The organism is Paraburkholderia sp. CNPSo 3272 (assembly GCF_024206495.1).
Taxonomy (GTDB): domain Bacteria; phylum Pseudomonadota; class Gammaproteobacteria; order Burkholderiales; family Burkholderiaceae; genus Paraburkholderia.
Genome location: NZ_JAMBPQ010000008.1, coordinates 194,823 through 211,822, shown reverse-complemented (window position 1 = coordinate 211,822; position 17,000 = coordinate 194,823). Strand labels below are relative to the sequence as shown.

The following is a 17,000-nucleotide window of genomic DNA, read 5'->3' as shown; positions in this document are numbered from 1 at the left end:
CTTCGGTCCGGGTAGTCGATCCAGCGCGCGTTCGACGATCAGGCCTTCAGCAGCTCGGTCGCGAAAGAATTCGCATGCGCTACGGCCTCTTGCGCGTTCGGAAACACGCCGAGCTGCTCCCAGCGCTCCTCGACCGCGTAGGTGCCTTTTATCGCGAGCGCCCTCTGCACGCGTAATTGCGCTGCGTAAGCGCCGTCCTCCAGGGGGCGAGCCGTCGCGATGATCCTGTGCGGAGGGCTGGATCGTTCCGGCTGAACCAACTGGGCAGCACCGCCGGGTATGCCGACATCCTTCAACTCGTTCCGGGTTTTGCAGTCCGGGCAGTAGAAACACCACCCGTCGTCCTCATGACTGGATCTGACCTGACCGCGAGCCAGTACGGCACGACATTCAACGTTTTCGCAGATGAACGGCATCGCAGTCTCCGGAGTTGTCTGAAAGCAGCCTAGCACGTCCTCCGTCGGTCAACCATTGGCGATGTTGCCGGGCCGGCGTCAAGGAAAACCCTCAAGCGCGGGCCCGGCGGCGGAACGGTTCTTTCGCTGCGCCTACGCGACCTTGCGAGGCAGATCCACCTGTCCCGAGGCGCCCGCGCTCAGCTCGGCGCGATCCGACTCGGGCACTTCGCCCGCGCGCCGATGGATGTCGTGCGTGACAAAGCCTTGCTCGCGGCTCGGTATCGCGAACCAGTCCGGATGCGCAAACGACGCGCGAATGTCTTCGACGCCGCTCGACCAGTGCTCTTGCATGGTGTCGGCGCTGAATTCGTAGTCCTTGTAATGCCCTTCGTAAGGCTTGTTCTTGTAGATCAAATGGACTACGTTGATCGACGAACCATCGGCGACCTTCTCGGCGAGCCGGAACAGGGGATCGTTGCGGCGCGCCTCGGCGGGCACGTGCTCGAGGAGTTCCTTGATAAAGCGCGCGTGCTTTTGCCGATCGGCAAGCATGTTGGTGATGGCGCGCGTGCGGCTCGAATATTGAATGTCCTTGGCTCGTTCGGCCACGTCCAGGAAATCGGCGGGTACGTTGCCGCTCGCGCTCCATAGATCGACCTGAAAAACGAGCGTGTCCTTGTGGTCCGCGTCACGCAGCACCTCCGTGAGCGGCGTGTTCGACACGAGGCCGCCGTCCCAGTAATACTCGCCGTCGATTTCCACGGCCGGAAAGCCCGGCGGCAGCGCGCCCGATGCCATGAAGTGCTCCGGCTCGAGCCGCATTTTGGCGTTGTCGAAATAGACGAGATTGCCGCTGCGCACGTTCACGGCGCCCACCGAAACGCGGATCGGGCCGTCGTTGATACGGTCGAAATCGGCGAAGCGTTGCAGTGTCGACTTCAGCGCGGCGGTGTCGTAGTAGCTCACCGCACTCGGCGTCGCCTTCTGCCAGCCTGCGACGGGCAGCGGACGGCGCGGCGCAAAAAAGCCAGGCTGGCCTTCGGTGAGCGCGCGACCGGCGGCCCACATGCTGGCCCAACGGCGCGAAAAATCCTGGTGGCTGAACATCGGCATGGCGAGCGCGCCGAGGTTGCCGAACCAGTCGAGCGGATGGCAAATCGACTCCCAGAAACCACGCAGCGCTTCGACGCGCTGCGCAGGCTCGTTGCCCGCAATGATCGCCGTGTTGAGCGCGCCGATCGACACGCCCGCAATGCGATGCGGTTCGACGCCGCTCTGCGCGAGCCCTTCGAACACGCCGGCCTGATAGGACCCGAGCGCGCCGCCGCCCTGCAAAACAAGGGCGATTTCGTCGTAGCGCGGCAGCTCAAACGGCTTGCGCTCCGTGCGGGCGGTGAGATTGCTGCTGCGCATACGTTCTCCCTTTGTTCGTTGGTGGCTTAGTGCATCGACCAGCCGTGCGTGACGAGCACCGATTGCCCCGTCAGCGCTTGCGACCCGAAGCCCGCGAGGAACGCGACCGTGTTGGCCACGTCGTCGAGGGAGGTGAACTCTCCGTCCACGGTGTCCTTGAGCATTACGTTCTTGACGACGTCGGCTTCCGCGATACCGAGCGCCCTGGCCTGCTCGGGAATCTGCTTGTCGACGAGCGGCGTACGCACGAAACCCGGGCACACGACGTTGGCGCGCACGCCGCGCGGACCGCCTTCCTTCGCCACGACGCGGGCGAGGCCGAGCAAACCGTGCTTCGCCGTGACATAAGCCGCCTTGAGCTTCGACGCCTCGTGCGAATGCACCGATCCCATGTAGACGATCGAGCCGCCCTTGCCGCTGCCGTACATATGCTTGAGCGCGGCCTTGGTGGTGAGGAACGCGCCGTCGAGATGGATTGCGAGCATCTTCTTCCAGTCGGCAAACGGAAACTCCTCCACCGGGCTGATGATCTGGATGCCCGCGTTCGACACCAGCACGTCGATGCCGCCGAAGGCTTTCGCCGCTTCGTCGATCCCTGCATTCACCGCTTCCTCGTTGGTGACATCCATCGCCACGGCGAGGGCCTTGCCGCCCGCGGCCACGATGCTGTCCGCCACCTTTGCGGCGTTCGCAAGATTGAGGTCGGCGATCACGACCGCCGCACCCTGGCTCGCGAACGTACGCGCACAATGTTCGCCAATGCCGCTCGCGGCGCCCGTGATGACTGCAACCTTATCTTTCAAAGACATACGTATTCCTTACTAAAAAGCGATAGATAAACAGATCAAGCGAGTTCGGCTTCGGGTTCGCCCAGGGCGGCGTCGTGGCTCGATGTCGTGGCGAGATAGTCGAAGGCGACTTCGCCGATATCGAGCGTGAGGTCCGCGATGACGTGACGGGCACCCACGACGCGACGCACCGGCAGATCGGCGACGGGCGCGAGCGCGTGCGGATGCAGTTCGATCGCGGCCGGGCCGCTCCATGCGCCGCGCACTGTCACGTCGCGCAGATAGAAGCGCACCAGCTCGCAGATGCGCGCCGTGCCGTCCACATGCGGAATGATCTTGAGAAGATAGTTGGGCGTATCGGCGAGCTTGCGGCGCTCGTCTTCGCTGTTGAGCACGTGATGCTTGTAGCCCATCGTGCCGGTCGCGATGCGCTGCGTACCGTAATCGAGCGTGCCGAGCAGCGTGTCGTTGCCGTCGACGGCGAGCACGGGGCGCGCGAGCTTCTTCGGGAAGCCCCAGATTTCACGGCCGCCGGCAATCGGGCCTTCGTCGTCGAGATACATCGAATGCGTGTAATTCGCGAGGCGGCCTTGCGGGTCGCGTACGGAGATTACCTGTCCGCTTTCGGTGTAGTCGCCAAATCCCGACGAGTCGGGCATGCGGATGAATTCGTAATGCACGAGATTGTTTTCCGGCTTCAGCGGCTCCGGCACGATGGCGCGCAGCGCATCGGGATCGGTCTCGTACGTGATGATGAAATATTCGCGATTGACGAAGCGAAACGGCGGTCGCGGATACGCGGGGTTGTGCATGGGCATCGCGAATGCATCGCGGCGGATTCTTGCCAGATCCATACTGTTCTCCAGGCTAGGCTTCGTGAAAACGTCGCGACAGATATTAGAGGGAAAACATGACACGATCGGATTTATGGCGATAAAACACTGTTTCAGTTTCGTTAAATAAAAAGGAAATTGAAAGTTTATTGGCCATCCCAGCGTCATTTTTGTGTGATGGGTTCAGCCTCGCATATGCCGATTTTGGCAGCCTAATCATGGCATTACGTCCATTGCACAGAAAACATCTGATGATTGTTGCTCAAAACGGGAAATAGATTAATGCGTGGATTGGGAGCGCAGGCGAGCCGCTTTGCGCAGTGAGGGAATGCTTCGCCTCGGTAAAGACGTGGTTCGTTGTGATTGCAACGGAGTACGAAGGATATAGGCTGCCTTGAGAAAGCCGGCGCGATACCTGATCGTCGCACGTCGAACACCATGTTATGTGACATTCTCCTGTGGTCCGCTGGCGTAACATGCCTCGCTTCCAGCGGGGAAGCGGGCGGGGCAGGCTGTGACCGGCTAGAATGGATTGGCACGACTAAGCACACGACGTGCTTCCTGCTTCGTTAGCCAGCGAGCATACCGGCGAGATGCGATGAGCATATTCAGGTTTCAATCGGCGACGGAATCGGCATTCCTCAAACGTTCGCATGCGCCCAGCGCGGTTCGCGCATGGCTGGTCGATATGCTGTGCTGGCCCGCCCGCTTCGCGGATCCGCAGGTCGAACGAGAATTTACCGAGGAGTACGGCCGGCGCTTTGCCGACTTTCGCCGTGCGGCGCTGGTGCTCGGAACCCTGATCTGGGTGTGCTTCGGCTTTTGGGAAATCAGTCTCGCGCAGACGAGTACGGCGTTCCGGCCGTACTTCCCGGAGGTTTTCGCGTTCCGTTGCGCCGGTGCGATTGGCGCGACCGTCGGCATCGTTCTGGCCTTCAGGCTCGAATTTCATCGGGACAAGGTTGCACACTGGATCCTGCTGTCGGGCCTGGCGTTCATGTGCTTTTGCCTGTTGATGCAAACGGTCCTTGCCCCGCGCCCGTTCAATTTCACCCATTTTTTTGTCGGTTTTTATTTAATTCTCTTTTATCTGTTTGGCTTTCTTCGCTTGCGGGCCAAGGCGACACTCATGCTCAGCGCGTGCGTGATTGCCGTGATCGTGATGGCACAGCTGCTCACTCAGGCGGTCGAGCCGGACAACTTCGCCGCGGGCATGTTCTATCTGTTGAACGTCGCCGTGCTGGGGCACAGCGTCAACGTGAATGCCGAGCGGCATGTGCGCGACCGGTATGTTGCTGTCCAGGCGCTAGCCCAGAGCAACGATGCGCTGCAAAGCGCCAACGCAGAGCTTGCGCAAAAGCACCATGACCTCGAGCGCGCACGGCGCGACCAGCAGACCAAGTCGGAAGCCCTGATCGCCTTGCGCGAGCAGCAGCGCGAAGCCGCAGAGCAGGCGAGCCGGGCGAAGTCGCGCTTTCTGGCCGCGGCCGCGCACGACCTGCGCCAGCCCATGCATGCGCTGAACCTGTTTCTTGCGGCTGCAGACGAAGCGCTGGAGGCGCGCGACATCGAAGCGTCGGGCAAGCTGATCGGCGAGGCGCGCAAGGCGTCGGTATTGACGGCGCGTCTTTTCAACGCGGTGCTCGATCTGTCGAAGCTCGAGTCGGGTCACGTCGACCCGACCTATACGAGCGTCGACCTGAGCCGCGTGACCGAGGATGCGGTCGAGCAGCTCGCGTCGTTCGCTGCAAGCCGCGGCGTCGTGCTGCGCTATGCCAGAGCGCTGCAAAAGCCCGCATGGGTACGCACCGACGCCGACTGGATTCCCCGCGTGCTGAGCAACCTCATTGCGAACGGCATCAAATATTCGGATCCCTCGAAAGCGGGTCGCTCCACGGTGCTCGTCGGTTTGGTACGTATGCCTAATTATGTGCGGATCGACGTGCTCGATAACGGCATAGGCATCGCGTCGGAACATTGGGACGCGATTTTCCAGCCGTTCGTCCAGCTCGGCAACCCGGAGCGGGACCGCGAGAAAGGGCTCGGGCTCGGTTTGTCGATCGTGAATGCGGTGGTGTCCCTGCTCGAGGGGCATCGTCTCGAACTCAAGTCGATCGAGGGGCACGGGTCGCGCTTCTCGGTGCGCATACCGGTAGCGGATCAATTTGCACACGAGGATGCCGCGATATCGTCCGCCGATGCGGCCTTGTCGCCGTCACCGTCGTCGCTGCGCGGTCTCTACGTGTTGCTGGTCGAGGACGACAGCCTCGTGCGCGCCTCGATGGAGGCGTTGTTTGCACGCTGGGGAGTGCTGTCCGATTCGGTTCGGTCCGCTGCCGAACTCGGCGAACTGTTGCAGACGATCGAGCGCGTGCCGGACCTGGTGATCAGCGACTACCGGCTGCCGGAGAATGCGACCGCACACGACGTCATCCGTCTGCTGGGCGAGCACGTTGCGCGGCCCGTGCCGTGCCTCGTGGTGACGGGGGAAGCCATGGCAAGCACGCAGGGCGTGTTGCCCGAGCGCTGCGTCCTCAGCAAGCCACTGGCTCCCGACCTGCTGATCGCGCGCATGCTCGAATTGACGGAGGCGTCGGGCCGGGCGACCTAGACCGCCGGGGCGTGCGCGACGGTGGGAATCTCGATGCCGCGGCGTGCCATTTCGACGATCAGGAAAGTTCGCCGCGATACGTTGAAGCGGCTCAGCAGATCGCTGATGTACTCCTTCGCGGTGTTCTCCGAGATGTTCATTTTTCGCGCGATGGCCTTGTTCGACATGCCCTGCAGCAGAAAACCCAGGGTTTGCGCGAGGCGCGGCGGCAAGTTCAGCGAGTCGATCGGAATGGCCTTGCTCGGCCCCGGCGACTGCGGGGTATGGCCGCCCTTGCCGAGTACGCTGTTGGGCAGGTAGACCCGTCCGTTCAGGATCGTCTGCAGGGCTTCCCGGAACACCGCACCGCCTTCCTCGCTGGCCTTCGAGATGAAGCCGCCGGCGCCATTCTTGATGCAGTCCAGCACGGTTTCGCGGTCGTCCTGCGCGGACAGCATGACCACATGCGCCGCGCGCTCGTTCTCCTGCAGCCAGCGCAACAAATCAAGCCCGGTGTGATTGTTCCCGATCTGGTAGTCGAGAAAGACCAGGTCGTAAGCCTTGTTCTGCAGCCGTTCGACAGCGGCGTCGTACGAGCCGGCCTCGTCGATGTCGAGCGTCGGTTCCGAAGTCAGGATCAGGCTCTTCATCGCAATACGCGTCAAGCCCTCGTCTTCGACGAGTAGTACGTGCCGGAAATACAGGTTGTCCATCGAGCGCCTCTCTAGTGGGGATCACTGTACCCGTATTCCTTCAGGTTGCGATCCCCCCAAAGCGGGGGACGCTTGTAGGGCCGCCTTCTGGAGGCGTTTTTCCCCCGGCATGGCCGGTTTTGCCGGAACCCCGGTACGCGCACGATGGAGTCGCTGCAGTTCGGACGATGAGGGACACCATCATGCATACGCCGCATCCCGACTTCAAAAGCCTGCTGAACATTTTCCGCTTCGCGTCGGATGACGAAACGCGCGCACGCCCTTGCAAGCCGGAGCCCGAACCGGCAACGCAGCCGGACGCGACGATCCTGGCCGAGCTGCTTCGGGCAAGGGCGCTCATGGTCCGCATCGAGTCGAGCGGCGTGACTTTCCCGGACCAGATCTACGACGTCTTCGTGCAGGCCTTGGCCGCCTATGACCAGAAGTGCTGGACGGAGCAGATCGACCGGACCTTCTGCATTACGTTGAGCCTGCTGGAGTCCGTCGCACGCCACCGGCGTGGCTCAAAAGCGGCCCGCGCCGTGTGCACCGATGCGACCCTGGTTAATCACGAGAATCCGGGCCCGACAGCCATCATCAGCGAGCGCCGGAACATGCTCGATGGTAAATGGTGAGCGATCGCCGACGAGGAGACCGTGCGATGCAAGACAACTCCATTCGGTGCGACGCGCTCGACGAGCAGCGCCTGCAAACCCGGCTTGCGCAGGAACGCGAAAGCCAGGCCGGGGGCAAGCGGGCCGGGCGCGAGAAAACGATTCAGATAAAGACAGAGACAGAAAGGCGTCCTCAGAGTCCCTACAGTGTCCACACTCTCGACACCGCAATTGCTCACCTCGAAAGCGCGATCAGCGCGGACAAGGCGATGGCGATATTCAGTGCGAGCTATTGGCACTCCCGCGTGATCGAGCTCCGTTCGACACCTGGGATCCTGCACATTCAGGAGCGTCGGCTGCAGTGTTTGCTGGATCGGTTTACGGCCAGAGCCGTGGGGCAAGAAATAGACTGAGTCATGCCTGAATCCGGGGGAACAGAGGAGATCTAACAAGTTCGGGAAGCGTGAGAGACCACCAAACGATCAGCGATAAAGACGCTGTTGATATGCACTATCCGCCGCGCGCTACTGCCACCGGACACGGCAACGGCGGCTTTCTCTTCGAGAGCGCAACGGGATGGCCGCTAAAGCAGGCCCATTGCCGATGCCTTGAGTGTCGCCGCCGCGCGGGTCGAGCATTCGAACTTGCGAAACACGCTCTCGACATGCGTGCGCACTGTGCTCGGACTCAGCGCCAGTTCTCGCGCGGCTTCCTTGTTGCTCGCACCGCGCGAGATGGCACGCAACACGTCGATTTCGCGCGGCGTTAGCGGCGCGCGCTGCGGCGTGTGGCTCGCGGGGCGCCTGACGGCGACCGCGCCTTCGGCCAGTAGCGCATCGACCGCTTCGCCGCTCAGCCGGCCGCTCGTGACCTCGTCGCGCAATTGTTGCGCGGCTGCGTCGTCGGAAAGCCTGGCTCGCCACGGACGCGCCGAGCGCAACGCGACCCACGCCACCGACGCAGCCAGCACGCGTGCCTCGAGCGTCATGGCCTCGCCGCGCGCGCCGCGAAAATAACCCGAGCCGTCCAGCCGCTCGTACGCATACGATGCTAGGTCGGCCGCATCACCGAGCGCGCCGGCCTGCCTGCCTGCGCGCGACGTCCAGTAAGGCACGAGGCGCACTTTCTCCCAGGCGCTTGCGGGCAAACGCGCGCTCAGATTCCAGATGCCGTTGGGCACCGCCGCCCGCCCGATCCCATGAATCAATCCTGCGCGATAGACGCGTTCGTGCGCGGCTTTGTCTGTCGTGAGACGTTCGCAACACCGGGCGGCCGTCGCCGCGACCGCGCGCGAGAAGCCGGTCATCCAGGGCAGCTTGAGGTCGATGACGTCGGCGATCAACTCCGCCGACGTTGCCTGCTGCATAGGCGATGTCGTTAGCGCAGCGTCGAGATCGGCGGGTGACGTACGTTCCAGTTCCGCGAGCCAAATGGGCGCACCGCGCTGCGCGGTTTCTACGAGCCGCAGCGGATAGCGCGTGTCGGCGCGTTGCGCGATGAGACCAAGCGCCTGCTCGACGCCATACGTGCGACTGAGAATCTCCAGGTCTCCGGCAAGCGCGACGATGAACACGGGCATCGGCACAGCTTCGCGTGCAAGATGCGCGGGGAGACCGCCGCCGTCCCACATTTCGAAGATATGACGCAACGCCGTTTCGGTTGCGAGGGGGAGGCCCAGCATGCGCGCCACCTCGCCCGCCACTTCGCAGTGGGCCTGCGCGAGCGGCGTGAGCACCGCGGCGGCACCGCCACGCGACTCAAGTGGCGCGAGCCAGTCTGTGCTGCCGTCAAGCATCGAGACGCGGCTTTGGATGTCGTCGCCGAAAACGTCGGCGAAGCCCGCCGCGTTTGCCGTGCATCCCGACCAGCGCAACAGCGAGGTCTCCCGCACGGTATCGATCGTCGACGCGTCGAGCCGGGCGGCTCGCGCGAGGCGCGCCGCGAGCCATGCGGTGCGCGGCGAATGATCGGTGGGCTGGCCCATGCTCAGATCGCCGATGAAGGCGAGGGCTTTCACGGCATCGAACACGCGCAGCGGAAAAAGGCGAGCTTTGTCGTCGGTCATCGGCATGGAGGCAGGGCGCACGTCAGGCGTTCGATCACTATACGTCACAACGCCGTTCGATCCCGCGAGGGTCGGTCATTCGACCGATGCCCCACAGGCGACGCGAGTGCGATCCTTTGCACCATTGTCACGAACTGTTCAGGAGCTGCAATGGCTGATCGACACGCAGATATCACGCTCACTCGCGAAGAGAGCTGGCTCAAGCAGTATTACTTTGTGCGGACCGCGTTTTCCGCTGCCTGGGTGGCACTGGCTTTCTCGCTCGGGCAGCATTCGCCAGCCAGAATCGCTGCACTGCTTGTCGTCTATCCGGCATGGGATGCCCTGGCCAACTACCTCGACATGTTGCGCAGCGGAGGGGCGGATGAAAACCGTACACAAGTCGTCAACGTCGGCATTAGCATCATGACGACGGTCGCCGTGATCGTGGCGTTGAAGCTGGGCGCGCATGGGGTGCTGGGCGTGTTTGGCGTGTGGGCCATCCTGTCCGGGTTGCTTCAGCTCGGTACCGCCGTGCGTCGCTGGAAGCGCTTCGGTGCGCAATGGGCGATGATACTGAGCGGTGCTCAATCGGCATTGGCAGGGGTGTTCTTCATCGTGCAGGGCGGCATGCCTCTGGCCTCGGCGATCGAGAAAGTGGCGGGCTATGCAGCGGTCGGCGCCGTCTACTTTCTGATCTCTGCCTTGTGGCTTTCGGCTGGCCAACTGCGAAGCAAGATGGCGAGAACGTCTTGATGTCCCGGCGCAGTTGACGTGTCGCCTGACTAGATCATCGGCGCGTTCGCCTGCAGACAGGCACACAATCGCTGCACAACCGGGGCAACCAGTGTCTGCGTAAGGCCGGGGAGCGACCGGCTCGCAAGGGATTTCGAGGCGCCACTGCGCAGCTCCGCTTCGATCAGGAAGTCCGGCCGGTGCTACAGCGTGCAAATGGCGATTGCGGGCGCGCCGAGCCGACGCCGGACGCGGTTGAAGCAAGCAACGCGGCTAGAGATCCAGCGTCACGCCGCCCGCTGCCGGATGCCCGACACAGATCAGCGCGTACCCCGGCTCGGCGTCGAACTCCGGCGGTTGCTCGTATTCCACGCTGCCATCGAGGACGCGCGTGGCGCAGGTCCCGCACATGCCGGAGCGGCAGCTGGACACCGCGTCGGCGCCGCAGCGCTCGGCGGTATCGAGCAGCGAACCATGCGGCGGCTGCCATTGCACCGTTTTCGCCGTGCGGGCGAATGTCACCGGTCGGGCTGTCGTTGCGTCGCTCGCAACGGGAGCGTGGTCCGGCACACGCTTCAGGCTGGATGGCCCGAACGACTCGAAGCGGATCCGCTCGTCCGCGATATTCAGCGCGCGCAGGCCGTCGTATAGATCGCGCATGAACGCTTCGGGGCCACACAGATAGAAGTCGTAGTCGTCGAACGGCAGGAAGCGACGCAATGCATCGAGGTTCACTCGGCCCGCGAGCCGGTCGTCATCGGGCGAATCGTGCTGCGCGGCGCTGTCGTACAGATGCACCGAGACGTTCGGATGCGCGCGTCCGATCTCTCGCAGCGCAGTTGCGAACGGCCTTTCGTGCTCGCCGCGCGTTCCGTGGAACACGTGGATACGCCTTTGCGGCGCGAGCGTGAGTGCCGCGTCGAGCATCGCCAGCATCGGCGTGATGCCAATGCCCGCCGCCGCCAGCACGATCGCGCGCGGGCTGCCTGCATCGAGCTTGAACGAGCCGCGCGGCGCCAGGGCGTCGATCAGCGAGCCGATGCGTGCGTGATCATGCAGCCAGCGCGACACCGCGCCGTCGCGCTTCACGCTGATCCGGTAGCGCGCCGGACGTGCGGCGTCGTGTGCTGCGCAGAGCGTATAGGTGCGCATGAGCGGCTTGTCCGATCCAGGCATCGTGATGCGCAGCGGAAGGTACTGCCCGGCTTCGAACGGCGCGAGTGGCTCGCTGTCCACCGGTTCGAAATGGAACGAGCGAATCGTCGGGGATTCGTCGCGCCACTCGGCCACACGCAGCGTGCGCCAAGGGCGCGTGTCGGTTTTCTTCGGGGCCTCCGCTGGCGAGGCTTCCGTCGAAGCCTGCGCGAACTGCGGCGCATAGTCGACCGCCGACCATCGCAACGGCAAGGCTTCCCGCACGCGGCGCACTTCTGCCACATGCAAGCGCATCAGCCGCTGTGCCAGCGCGAATTGCGCGATTTCGGGGCCGTCCCAGATCACCTCGGCGCGTACGGCCAGATACAACAGATCCCCGCGCGCAAAGTCGACGAACAGCAACCCCGCGCGCGGATCGCGCAGCAGGTTGCCGATCGTGTTGAAAAACTTGTTGCCGCTGAAGTCGGGCGCGGTCAGCGTGCGCGCGTCGTCGATCCGCACGAAGCCCGGCATGCCGCCGCGATGCGACACGTCGGCGCCGCCCGCCGCTCCCGCTGCCTCGTCGAGATTGGCGGTGGCGATGAAAAATACGTCGGCGCGCGCGATCAGCGCACGGTCTTCCTCCGAGAGCGCCTGCGCACGTTCGACTGTGGCGTGCGCCGGCGCATTGCCGACGAATGCCGGCTCACGTCCATTGATGTACTTCGCGCAATTGCCGAAACTTTGTTCGACGGCGAGCGTCACTACGCGGCCATCGACCGCTTCGATCACGCCATTTACGCGGTTGCGCCGCCGCGTATGTGGCTGGATGCCGAGCCCGCCGATACGCGCGCCCGGCACCCAGCTTCCTTCGAGCGGATCGCCCGGCAGCGCGCCGCCGTCGATGCGCAGCGTGCGGTTGTCCGGCGTCGACACGAAGCCCGCCGTGTTCGCACGCAGCGTCGCCCACGGCTGACCGGTTGCATCGACCCCGCCGAACACCATGAACGGCAGCATCGCGAAGAACGCGCGATGTTGGTCCGGCATGTAATCGCGGGTGCCGCGCGAGCCGTTTTCGAGTGCGACGTCGGCCACGCCCGCGCGCAATTGGGCCTCGCGCTCGCCGTCGTGAAACGGCCCGGCGGCGCGGTGCGGATTCAGTTCGGGCAGAGCATTCATGGCGGCCTCGGGTTGGCGGTGCACAGGTACCGTTCAGGCGGCGAGCAGACCCGCTTTCGTCGATGGCATCGGCACAAAGCCGGGCAACGCGGCCACGCGTTCGAGCCATGCGCGCAGATGCGCATACGGCTCCAGCGACACGCCGCCTTCTGGGGCATGCGCGATGTAGGTATGCGCGGCAATATCGGCGATCGTCACGTGATCGCCCGCGGCGAACGGCTTGTGCGCGAGTTCGGCATCGAGCAGCGGCAGCAGCGTCTGCGCGATTTGCTGGGCACGCCCCAGGTCGAGATCGCGCTTGAATACGTGGACGAGGCGCGCGGCGCACGGCCCGAACGCGATCGGACCGGCTGCGAGCGACAACCAGCGTTGCACGGCGGCCGCGCCGAGCGGGTCGTCCGGCAGCCACGACGGATCGCCGTAGCGCTTCGCCAGATAGACGAGAATCGCGTTCGAATCGAACAGCACCGTCTCCCCATCGACGATGGTCGGCACCTGGCCGAAGGGATTGAGCTTCAGATACGCGGGCTGGCGGTGTTCGCCCGCGGCGAGATCCACCGGCACGATCTCGAACGGCAGGTCCAGCATGGACAGGAACAGCCGGACGCGGTGTCCGTGGCCGGATAGCAGCATGGTGTACAAGCGGATCGGCGTGGCGGGACGCATGGCGGGCATCGCATTCTCCATAACGAAAGCGCCTCGGGATGAAGCGTCAGTGTGCGTTCAGATTAGGCAATGACGGCGCGCGCGAGAAGACTGCTAAGCTTGCATTCATTTTCTATCGAAAGTGGACAATCGCCCATGACCGATGTACGCGACGTGAATCTGAACCGGCTGGCGGTGTTCGTCGCCGTGGTCGAAGCGGGCTCGCTGACCGCCGCGGCTGAGCGGCTGGGCATCGCCAAGACGATGGTCAGCGCGCATATGCAGCGCCTCGAACGCGAAATTGGCGCGAGCCTGATCACGCGCACCACGCGGCAGCTCTCCGTGACCGATGCGGGCCGTGCGTTTTACGACGCCAGCTGCCGCATCCTGCAGATGACGGAAGAGGCGCTGGCGGCCGTCTCGGACGAGGCCACGCCCGCACGCGGCGCGCTGCGGGTGAGCGCGCCTGTCGACTACGGCGCGCAGATCGTCGCGCCCGCGCTCGTCGATCTGCGAGCTGTCTATCCGGAACTCGACATCGAACTGGTTTGCGCCGATCACTACGTCGACCTGATCGGCGAGGGGATCGACCTCGCGGTGCGGCTCGGCAATCTGCCCGACTCGAACTACCGCACAGTGAAACTCGGCAGCTACGTGCGCTGGCTGGTCGCGAGCCCGGCGTTCGTTGCGCGGCACGGCATGCCGAGGTCGCTGAATGCATTGGCGTGCCTGCCGCATATCGCGATGAGCGTGCTGCGGCATCCTTCGACGCTCGAGTTGACGCGCGATGCCGGGCGTCTCGCGACGGGCCGGGTGAGGCACGACAAAGCCGTGCGCCGCGTGCGCTGCGTGAATGCGCTGATCGTAAACACGGCGACGTCCGCGCGCGCGGCGGTCCTCGCGGGTGGCGGCTTTGCCGCGCTGACCGATTTCTCGACCCGCGCGGATCTCGCGTCCGGCGCGCTCGTGCGCTTGCTGCCCGAATGGTCCGGCGCGCCGTTGAGCGTGCAGGCCGTGTTCGCACCGACGAGCTACCCGTCGGGCAAGGTGCGGGCGGTCATCGAGGCGCTCAAGGCAAGGATCGCGAATAGTGCCGCGTAAGTGTGCCTGTGCACGCTTGCGTGCATGACGTTGGACATGCGCCGCGCGATCAGTCTGGAGGCAAAAAACCATCCTCGACGAAAAACCGCCGGCGAGCTTCTTCGTCCGATGGCGTCTCCGGTCCGAGCCCCGGAAGATCGGGCGCGCGATCGGGCTCCATGGCGAAACAAGGCAGGATGCGGGCGCGGCGCTCGTCGGCGGTCGCGCCGCGTTCGTACAGCAACTGGGTGAGCCAGTCCAGTACGCGGTGCAGGGCGCCGTAATAGCGGTCGTGCTCGAAGGCATACGCGTGCGCGGCGGCTTCCCAGTCGTCGTTTGCGAGCAGACGGTCGAGCAGCACCCTGACGTCGCGCAGCGTCAGCGAAAGCCCGCATCCCCATGACGGGTCGCTGGCCGCCGCCGCGTCGCCGATCAGCACCACGCTGCCGATGCAGGGATGTTCGACCCAGAGGTCGGCGCCGGGATACGCCGCGAGCGGGCCAACGACGCTCGCGCGTTCGAACCAGTCGCGCGGCACGCCCGTGTCGACGCAGGCGTCGAGGAACTCGCGGATATGCCCGCTGCCGCTGATGGGGTGTGCGCGCTGCCCGACCCAAGAGACGAAGTACGACCTGAACCGCTGCTGCCCGATCGGAAAAATCAATGCGGCCTGTCCCAACGCCGGGCACTGGAAGTGGTGGACCGAATCCTCCGGCGTATCGAGCCCTTCGTAGAGCACCCCCGCCACGACCAGCCGCCCGGGATCCTGGTTGAGCGTGAAGCCGGCTATCCTGCGCACCGTCGACCTGCGTCCGTCGGCGCCCACCACGAGCCGAGCCTTCACCCGATGGGTGCCGCCATCCGTGCGGATCTCGACTACCGGCGGTTTGCCAGGCGCATCGCCCCCATCGACGCGCACGACCTCAGCGCCGCGCAGCACGATGGCTCCCGATGACTCGGCCGCGTCGAGCAGCGTGCGCTGCATCGACGGATGATAGAAGTCCAGACACGGGGTGTGCCCGGGAGTGGTATCCGCGAGGTTGCGGGATTCGGCTGGCACCAGTCCGCTGTATCGCCGCCAGAACGGGACCATGTGCGCGCCGTCGTCACAGAGCAGCCGATCGATGCCGAGCGCGCGGGCTTCGACGACACCCCAGGGCATCATGCCCTCGCCCCGCACGCGGTCCCTGAACGCCGTCTCGCGTTCGACGATGAGCGTGCGCACGCCGGCGCCTGCGAGTGCACGGCCAAGCGTTGCGCCGCCAAGACCACCGCCCGCGATCACGATGTCGTAGCTGCCCTGAGTCATATGAAAACCTCCGTGCCATGTCGGCGAGGCGAGGCGAACCCGGACGTCAGCAAACCGACGGCGCATGAGGCGCGTGAGCGTGCGAGTCGCAAGGCGTGCGGATAGCGCTATTATGCGACGCGCATAGGATGCGAGGCATCTGGATGACGAGGCCGAGCGTCGGCAGGTTGCCTCAATTCACGCCGGTGGCATAGCGGCGGCAATGTTCGAGATAGCCGGCTTCGTGGCTGCTCGCCAGTTGCACGATGCTTGTCCAGAGCCACAGGGGCGCATCGATCGTCTTCGAGCGAGCGCGCCGGAGTTCGGTGAGCCAGCTGCGCCGTGTCGGCGGGTCCATCTGGCGTGCGTGCGCGCTGCCTACCACCGCCGCGAGATAGAACGCGACCTTACGCGCCTCGCTTTCTTCGAGTTCGTCGATTTCGAGCTTGAGATCCTGCGGCAGCAATTCGCGAATCACCACGGCGCGATCGAGCAGGCGGGACGCCCGCATGCGCTCGCCGAGAAAGGGCGAGAGATGGCGCGCGCCTTCCACCACTCGCTCGGCGTTGTCGCGCGGCATCGATGCGTCTTCGTAACGCGGTGCAGCGGCTTTCACGCCCTCCTTGATGTCCATGAGGCACAGATCGTCGCCATCGATCACCCCGCCGTCGACATCGAGCAGGACTGCATAGCGAAGTCTGCCTAGCGAGCTGCAGCCCTTGACCCAATACGCCGCGTCGATCACCTCGACCTTGCCGGCATCGTTGCGGCCGCGCAGGCCCGTGGGCAGACTCGCGATGGCTTCGTCGCGAAAGAGCGTGTCGATTGCCTTGCGCTCGTTGGGCGTGAGCGGCCAAAAACGCTTGCCAAGCGGAATCGTGGGTTCGAGATCCTCAATGCGCTCTTCGGCCAGATGCTGCCATGAACGTCGTACGGCCGCTTTCATCGCAAGATGCACGGGTTCGGGGCGCCCGGACTTCTGGACCTTTGCGCCCTTTGGCCCGAACGCAGATTCGTAGCCCGCTGCGAGGGCTTCCATCATGTGCACGATGGTGAGACCGGAAAGCGAAGAGCCGCGTGCCGCGGTCGCAAGCGAGAGGCCGAGGCGGATGAGGTCGTGCGCTGGGTTGCCGATCACGGTCTGATCGAGGTCGCGGATATGGACTTCGACCTCGCCTTCCTGATTCGCGACGGGGCCGAGATTGCCGGTATGGCAATCGCCGCAGATCCAGATCGCCGGGCCGCGCGGCAGCGAGCCGCCGTTCGTCTCGACGATCCATTCATAGAATTGGGCCGTATTGCCGCGCACGTAAGCATGAGGCGAGCGCGCCATTTTCAGGCGGCGCTGCGCAGTCAGGATGGCCGCCCGCTCGCGGGGCTTGGGCAGCGTCTTCGAGGGCCCTGCGCCTTTCGAAACTTTCGGCTTTGTCCCTTTCGGCGGTTTGCGGCTTTTTTTCTCGCTGGACATATTCGTTATCCCCCATTTTGCATGCGCTGAATTGCGTCGCCGCCGGTGTCAGCGTTCGGGGGGCGAGAGCAAGCCGTGTGCCGCCTGCGTCGTGCCAGT

General features: G+C 64.4%; 15 protein-coding genes. 5 read left to right on the top strand and 10 right to left on the bottom strand.

Features of this window, described 5'->3' with window-relative positions:
* Window positions 1–38: 38 nt before the first annotated feature.
* The 4 genes from M3I53_RS13380 to M3I53_RS13365 form a co-directional block, all read right to left on the bottom strand.
* Window positions 39–416 carry a hypothetical protein gene (locus M3I53_RS13380; RefSeq protein WP_254316398.1) on the bottom strand — a complete coding sequence of 126 codons (378 nt, stop codon included), beginning with the start codon at window positions 414–416 and terminating at the stop codon, window positions 39–41.
* Between the two features lie 132 nt (window positions 417–548).
* On the bottom strand, window positions 549–1,811 hold the full coding sequence (locus tag M3I53_RS13375) for a patatin-like phospholipase family protein (protein WP_254316397.1): 1,263 nt from the start codon (window positions 1,809–1,811) through the stop codon (window positions 549–551).
* 26 nt (window positions 1,812–1,837) lie between these two features.
* Entirely contained in the window at window positions 1,838–2,620 is a 783-nt protein-coding gene (locus M3I53_RS13370; RefSeq protein ID WP_254316396.1) for a 3-hydroxybutyrate dehydrogenase, read from the bottom strand.
* A 35-nt stretch (window positions 2,621–2,655) separates the two neighbouring features.
* Window positions 2,656–3,453, bottom strand: a complete 798-nt coding sequence (locus tag M3I53_RS13365) for an acetoacetate decarboxylase (protein ID WP_254316395.1) — start codon at window positions 3,451–3,453, stop codon at window positions 2,656–2,658.
* Between the two features lie 577 nt (window positions 3,454–4,030).
* Between M3I53_RS13365 and M3I53_RS13360 the strand changes: the two genes are divergently transcribed.
* Window positions 4,031–6,043 (top strand): hybrid sensor histidine kinase/response regulator, encoded by a 2,013-nt coding sequence (locus M3I53_RS13360; protein WP_254316394.1) that lies wholly within the window; start codon window positions 4,031–4,033, stop codon window positions 6,041–6,043.
* On the opposite strand, the gene M3I53_RS13355 is transcribed toward M3I53_RS13360, so the two are convergent.
* A complete protein-coding gene (locus M3I53_RS13355) occupies window positions 6,040–6,735 on the bottom strand; it encodes a response regulator transcription factor (RefSeq protein WP_254316393.1) in 696 nt (231 codons plus the stop codon). The two genes, M3I53_RS13360 and M3I53_RS13355, sit on opposite strands and share 4 nt — an antisense overlap.
* Before the next feature lie 167 nt (window positions 6,736–6,902).
* Between M3I53_RS13355 and M3I53_RS13350 the strand changes: the two genes are divergently transcribed.
* On the top strand, window positions 6,903–7,349 hold the full coding sequence (locus M3I53_RS13350) for a hypothetical protein (RefSeq protein ID WP_254316392.1): 447 nt from the start codon (window positions 6,903–6,905) through the stop codon (window positions 7,347–7,349).
* Between the two features lie 26 nt (window positions 7,350–7,375).
* Window positions 7,376–7,741: a hypothetical protein gene (locus M3I53_RS13345; RefSeq protein WP_254316391.1), complete on the top strand. Its 366-nt coding sequence runs from the start codon at window positions 7,376–7,378 to the stop codon at window positions 7,739–7,741.
* A gap of 170 nt (window positions 7,742–7,911) precedes the next feature.
* On the opposite strand, the gene M3I53_RS13340 is transcribed toward M3I53_RS13345, so the two are convergent.
* Entirely contained in the window at window positions 7,912–9,393 is a 1,482-nt protein-coding gene (locus M3I53_RS13340; protein WP_254316390.1) for an HD domain-containing phosphohydrolase, read from the bottom strand.
* Window positions 9,394–9,543: 150 nt separating this feature from the next.
* Between M3I53_RS13340 and M3I53_RS13335 the strand changes: the two genes are divergently transcribed.
* Complete coding sequence (locus tag M3I53_RS13335) at window positions 9,544–10,128, top strand: DUF308 domain-containing protein (protein ID WP_254316389.1); 585 nt, start codon at window positions 9,544–9,546, stop codon at window positions 10,126–10,128.
* A gap of 252 nt (window positions 10,129–10,380) precedes the next feature.
* Here the strand turns inward: M3I53_RS13335 and M3I53_RS13330 are convergent, their stop codons facing one another.
* Together M3I53_RS13330 and M3I53_RS13325 are read right to left on the bottom strand one after the other, a co-directional pair.
* Window positions 10,381–12,420, bottom strand: a complete 2,040-nt coding sequence (locus tag M3I53_RS13330; protein ID WP_254316388.1) for a pyridoxamine 5'-phosphate oxidase family protein — start codon at window positions 12,418–12,420, stop codon at window positions 10,381–10,383.
* A 33-nt stretch (window positions 12,421–12,453) separates the two neighbouring features.
* Window positions 12,454–13,095: a glutathione S-transferase family protein gene (locus M3I53_RS13325; protein ID WP_254316387.1), complete on the bottom strand. Its 642-nt coding sequence runs from the start codon at window positions 13,093–13,095 to the stop codon at window positions 12,454–12,456.
* 126 nt (window positions 13,096–13,221) lie between these two features.
* Here M3I53_RS13325 and M3I53_RS13320 point away from each other — a divergent pair, with 126 nt between their 5' ends.
* Window positions 13,222–14,166 carry a LysR family transcriptional regulator gene (locus tag M3I53_RS13320; RefSeq protein ID WP_254316386.1) on the top strand — a complete coding sequence of 315 codons (945 nt, stop codon included), beginning with the start codon at window positions 13,222–13,224 and terminating at the stop codon, window positions 14,164–14,166.
* A 49-nt stretch (window positions 14,167–14,215) separates the two neighbouring features.
* Here the strand turns inward: M3I53_RS13320 and M3I53_RS13315 are convergent, their stop codons facing one another.
* Both M3I53_RS13315 and M3I53_RS13310 read right to left on the bottom strand, forming a co-directional pair.
* On the bottom strand, window positions 14,216–15,454 hold the full coding sequence (locus M3I53_RS13315; protein ID WP_254316385.1) for an NAD(P)/FAD-dependent oxidoreductase: 1,239 nt from the start codon (window positions 15,452–15,454) through the stop codon (window positions 14,216–14,218).
* Between the two features lie 172 nt (window positions 15,455–15,626).
* Window positions 15,627–16,901: a DUF2252 domain-containing protein gene (locus M3I53_RS13310; RefSeq protein ID WP_254316384.1), complete on the bottom strand. Its 1,275-nt coding sequence runs from the start codon at window positions 16,899–16,901 to the stop codon at window positions 15,627–15,629.
* Window positions 16,902–17,000 lie beyond the last annotated feature (99 nt).

Excerpts from the sequence above, each read along its gene's own strand:
- M3I53_RS13380 (WP_254316398.1), bottom strand. The coding sequence starts at position 416 with ATGCCGTTCATCTGCGAAAACGTTGAATGTCGTGCCGTACTGGCTCGC.
- M3I53_RS13375 (WP_254316397.1), bottom strand. The coding sequence starts at position 1,811 with ATGCGCAGCAGCAATCTCACCGCCCGCACGGAGCGCAAGCCGTTTGAG.
- M3I53_RS13370 (WP_254316396.1), bottom strand. The coding sequence starts at position 2,620 with ATGTCTTTGAAAGATAAGGTTGCAGTCATCACGGGCGCCGCGAGCGGC.
- M3I53_RS13365 (WP_254316395.1), bottom strand. The coding sequence starts at position 3,453 with ATGGATCTGGCAAGAATCCGCCGCGATGCATTCGCGATGCCCATGCAC.
- M3I53_RS13360 (WP_254316394.1), top strand. The coding sequence starts at position 4,031 with ATGAGCATATTCAGGTTTCAATCGGCGACGGAATCGGCATTCCTCAAA.
- M3I53_RS13355 (WP_254316393.1), bottom strand. The coding sequence starts at position 6,735 with ATGGACAACCTGTATTTCCGGCACGTACTACTCGTCGAAGACGAGGGC.
- M3I53_RS13350 (WP_254316392.1), top strand. The coding sequence starts at position 6,903 with ATGAGGGACACCATCATGCATACGCCGCATCCCGACTTCAAAAGCCTG.
- M3I53_RS13345 (WP_254316391.1), top strand. The coding sequence starts at position 7,376 with ATGCAAGACAACTCCATTCGGTGCGACGCGCTCGACGAGCAGCGCCTG.
- M3I53_RS13340 (WP_254316390.1), bottom strand. The coding sequence starts at position 9,393 with ATGACCGACGACAAAGCTCGCCTTTTTCCGCTGCGCGTGTTCGATGCC.
- M3I53_RS13335 (WP_254316389.1), top strand. The coding sequence starts at position 9,544 with ATGGCTGATCGACACGCAGATATCACGCTCACTCGCGAAGAGAGCTGG.
- M3I53_RS13330 (WP_254316388.1), bottom strand. The coding sequence starts at position 12,420 with ATGAATGCTCTGCCCGAACTGAATCCGCACCGCGCCGCCGGGCCGTTT.
- M3I53_RS13325 (WP_254316387.1), bottom strand. The coding sequence starts at position 13,095 with ATGCCCGCCATGCGTCCCGCCACGCCGATCCGCTTGTACACCATGCTG.
- M3I53_RS13320 (WP_254316386.1), top strand. The coding sequence starts at position 13,222 with ATGACCGATGTACGCGACGTGAATCTGAACCGGCTGGCGGTGTTCGTC.
- M3I53_RS13315 (WP_254316385.1), bottom strand. The coding sequence starts at position 15,454 with ATGACTCAGGGCAGCTACGACATCGTGATCGCGGGCGGTGGTCTTGGC.
- M3I53_RS13310 (WP_254316384.1), bottom strand. The coding sequence starts at position 16,901 with ATGTCCAGCGAGAAAAAAAGCCGCAAACCGCCGAAAGGGACAAAGCCG.